At 40.4% G+C, this 4120-nt stretch carries 2 protein-coding genes; both read left to right on the top strand.

Annotation, left to right across the window (positions count from 1 at the left end; translation table 11 throughout):
* Positions 1 to 1434, top strand: a 1434-nt coding sequence (locus tag AWN68_RS11170) for an ABC transporter permease (RefSeq protein ID WP_157716184.1), incomplete at its 5' end; no start/stop codon positions are given.
* A gap of 120 nt (positions 1435 to 1554) precedes the next feature.
* A complete protein-coding gene (locus tag AWN68_RS11165; protein WP_068415457.1) occupies positions 1555 to 3942 on the top strand; it encodes an FtsX-like permease family protein in 2388 nt (795 codons plus the stop codon).
* Positions 3943 to 4120 lie beyond the last annotated feature (178 nt).

Raw genomic sequence — 4120 nt, 5'->3', positions numbered from 1 at the left:
GGTTTAAGAAAAGTAATGGGGGCTGATAGACGTCAAATTATTTGGCAGACCATATCAGAGTCATTCCTTTTTACATTTATTAGTGTGGTCATTGCTTTTGCCCTCGCGGAGCGCCTTTTGCCATTTTACAATGATTTAATCGATAGGCAACTTTCGCTTTCTTACTTAAGCCTTGATTTTGTGGTTTTTGTAATTGGCTTGAGCCTGCTTGTTGGCGTAGCTTCAGGGCTATATCCTGCGCTTCGTTTGAGTTCATTCAAACCAGTACAGGCTTTATCAGGCAATTCGGGTACTAGAGAAAAGTCAGGCCTCAGAAGAGGGTTGGTGTTTTTTCAATTTTTTATAGCGCAAGGCTTGATTGTAGCCACCATTATTATCCAATCTCAATTATCATACTTGCAGAACAAAGACTTGGGCTATGACCGAGAACATGTGCTTTACATAAGTGCTTTTGATGGATTAGGGGGAGGAGCACAAGCATTTAAGAATGAATTAGAGCAAATTTCAGGCGTTCAATCTGTCTCTCTATCGAATGGAATTTTTCAGCATAATGCCGTCAGTTTCATGAAATTGAATGAAATAGAAGGGAATGAGAATGCCGAAAGCAATGTATACTTCATAACCGGTTTGTTTGATGTTGATGATAAATTCATTTCTACCATGGGTATGGAAATTATTGAGGGAAACTCCTTTTCAACAGACCAAGAGATTGCGCCTGAACAGAGCATGATTATTAACGAGGCTGCACAGAAAAAACTAGGTTGGGATAATGCTCTTGGTAAAAAAATGAAAATTTGGGGTGGTGAAAAACAGGTAATTGGCGTCATGAAAGATTTTCATGACGAATCCCTAAAGGCTGAAGTAAAGCCTACCGTTTTGGTATATGCCAAAGCACCAAAGCAATACGTGAATGTCCGACTTAATCCGCTTGAGATAAAAAGCTCTATGAGCGCAATAGAATCAAAGTGGTATGAAATGGTAACGGACCGACCTTTTCAGTATCAGTTTTACGATGAGTACTATGATAGTCAATACCGAAAGGAAATTCGCCTTGGGCAGATTTTTAACATCTTCTCTTTAATTGCCATTTGCATATCAATCTTGGGATTAATTGGACTTACGTCTTTCTCTGCTGAGCAACGCCTGAAGGAGTTTGGCATTAGAAAAGTACTAGGTGCAAAAGTACAGCAAATTGGATTTCTGCTTTCCAAAGAGTTTTTGATTCTAATCATTATCGCCTTTGTGGTGGTGAGTCCTTTGGTCTACTTAGGCATGAAGGACTGGCTCGCAGAATTCATTTATAGAATTGACCTGAGTGCCTTCACTTTCATTTTTGCTTTGGTAATAACAATGGTCATAGCGGCCATACCCGTGGTGTATCAATCCTTTAAAGTATCGAAAGTAAATCCAGCTAATATTTTAAGAAATGAATGAAGGAGAGCTGGAAGACCAAAGGAAAATATTGATCAGAAAACAATCCTGAACCATCGGAGGGGGAACTCAATTTTCTGAAAAAGATTCGCATTAACTGATAACTGATTAACTCAAAGTACAATGATAAAAGCCAATTTGTTGCCGATACTGAGAAGTTTTAAGAAGAACAAAGGTTATACCGCAATCAATATTGCTGGCTTGGCAATTGGTTTTGCTTCTGCTATTCTCATCGCTATTTATGTCAATCAGGAGTTCACTTACGATAAGCATTTCAAAGACCATGAACGCACCTACCGGATCGGTCATAGCACATTTGCGCTGGCCTCGGTAGCGCAATTAAGTTATCTGGAACAGAACATGGCAGGAGTGGAGGCTTGGGTAAATGTAATGCCCAACCCTAGTAGCACCTTAAAGTATAATGGGAGAGGCTTTATTGAAGAGAATACCTTTTTTGCTACAAAGGACTACCTCAAAGTTTTCGATCATAAGTTTGTTTTAGGCAATCCTAATACGGCTTTAGATGACATTAGCGGACTGATTCTAACGGAGTCCATGGCCAATAAAATGTTTGGCAATGCAAACCCATTGGGAGAATTAGTTGAAGTGGCCACTCAAATGTCCATCGAAAATTATCAGGTGACAGGTGTTGTGGAGGATTTACCTCCCAATAGCACGCTGAAATTTAATGTGATGGCACGTTTGCCTCAGTCGTTCGAAGATCAAGTAAAAGACAATTTTTCATATACCACAGGCTATTCCTATTTCAAAACAGAAACCGCCTTACCTGTCGCTGCTGTTCAAGCCCAAACCGATGAGATCTTCGCGAAGCGGAATTATGATCTATATGGTTCGGAAGAAGATTTCGAGACTTATTTAGAGCAAGTGAGGGCTTACCAGCCTGTAATTATGAATATCACGGATGTTCATTTAGAGTCTAATGTGCAGTTTGAAGCTTCGAACCCGGGTAATAAAAGCTACCTCTATATATTCTTGGGCATAGCCATCTTTATACTCGTATTGGCCGCCATTAACTACGTGAATCTGGCTACTGCTCAGGCTTCCAAACGCGCCAAGGAAGTTGGAGTTAGAAAGGTATTAGGTTCGGTGCGCAGCCAGTTGATCAGCAGGTTTCTCACAGAATCAGTGGTGTTGGCTTTGAGTGCTGTAATCATTGGTTTAGGCTTGGCGGAAGGAGCATTACAGCTTATGTCGGCTGCTGGTTTCCCTAATTTCGATGTAAGTATTATTGATTACCCCAATTTGATCGTGATCACATTGGGCGTGGCTTTAGTTACTGGTCTTGGTGCTGGTATTTACCCTGCTCTGGTGCTTACCTCTTTCAAGCCCGCTTCGGTGCTTAAAGGCGATTATCGCTCAGGTGAAGGAAGTAAATTTTTCAGAAATTCATTGGTCGTTTTTCAGTTTGTGGTTTCCCTGTCCTTGGCCATTTTTTCAGTTTTTGTTTACCAACAACTCAATTATGGACTTACCAAAGAATTGGGCTTCGAAAAGGAAGGTGTGATCGTAGTCGACAATTCTAAATCTCAGTTGGGCACAGAAGATGAAAATGTAAACGCCTTTAAAAATGAAGTGCTTAAAATCCCTGCAGTAAAGAATTTCTCAGGCAGCCATTACAGTATGATTGGAAACCTACCACTTTCTTCAGTGGTAGAAATTGGCGGAGAAGAAGCCAGTTACAGAGTTCAGTATAAATATACTGATGCAGAGTTTGTGCCTGCGATGGGTTTCAAAATTATAGAAGGAAGAGATTTTGACGAGGCCATAGATGGAGACGCGGAGGTGATTATTGTCAATGAAACTTTCGCGAAAATGATTGGCGATGGACTATATGAAAAGCGTTTCAATGCAGGGAATAATGGGACAGATTTACAAATAGTGGGTGTAGTAGAGGATTTCCATTATGCCGATTTTAGTAAGGCCATCGGCCCAACGGTCTTCTTTAAAAGAGATTATGCCTCCCAGTTCAATATCAGATTAGAAGGGAAAGAATTGGGGCAAACCATTAAGGAAATTGAAGCACGTTACGCCCAGTTTACCAGTGAGCCGTTGGATTTCTATTTCTTTGATCAGCGATTCAATACGCTGTTTAATGGTGAAAAGCAAATGAGTCAGATCATTACGATTTTCACAGGCTTGAGTCTGTTTGTAGCGCTTTTAGGTCTCATTGGTTTGATCAGTTATAAGTTAGATCAACGCATTAAAGAAATTGGTGTGCGCAAGGTTTTGGGTGCCAGCGTGATGCAAATACTCAAGCTTTTCTCTACAGAAATGGTCAAGCTGATTGGTATAGCGCTATTGATTACGGTGCCTTTAGGCTTTTACATGACAGACTTGTGGTTGAATGGGTTTGCCTACCAAGTAGAAATTGGAGTGATGCCTTTTGTAGTCGTTGCCTCCTTTGGTTTGTCCATCACGCTTTTGATTGTATTGCTAAGAACATTGAAAACAGCACGAATGAACCCTGTGGAATCGCTTAGGAGTGAATAGGGAAGATAGTTGATAAGGGAATCAGGAAGCAGGAAAAAAGTTGATCAGAAAACTGGGAGTCAGGGAACTCAATTCTCTGAAAAAAACTCAGCCATAACTGATAACTGATAACTGATAACTGATAACTGATAACTGATAACTGATAACTGATAACTGATAACTGATAACTGATAACCTG

The organism is Roseivirga echinicomitans, from assembly GCF_001592935.1.
Lineage (GTDB): Bacteria > Bacteroidota > Bacteroidia > Cytophagales > Cyclobacteriaceae > Roseivirga > Roseivirga echinicomitans.
The sequence above is the reverse complement of the archived record's forward strand: the minus strand, read 5'-3'. Positions and strand labels throughout refer to the sequence as shown.

Coding starts and splice junctions, on each gene's coding strand:
- AWN68_RS11165 (WP_068415457.1), top strand. CDS start 1,555: ATGATAAAAGCCAATTTGTTGCCGATACTGAGAAGTTTTAAGAAGAAC.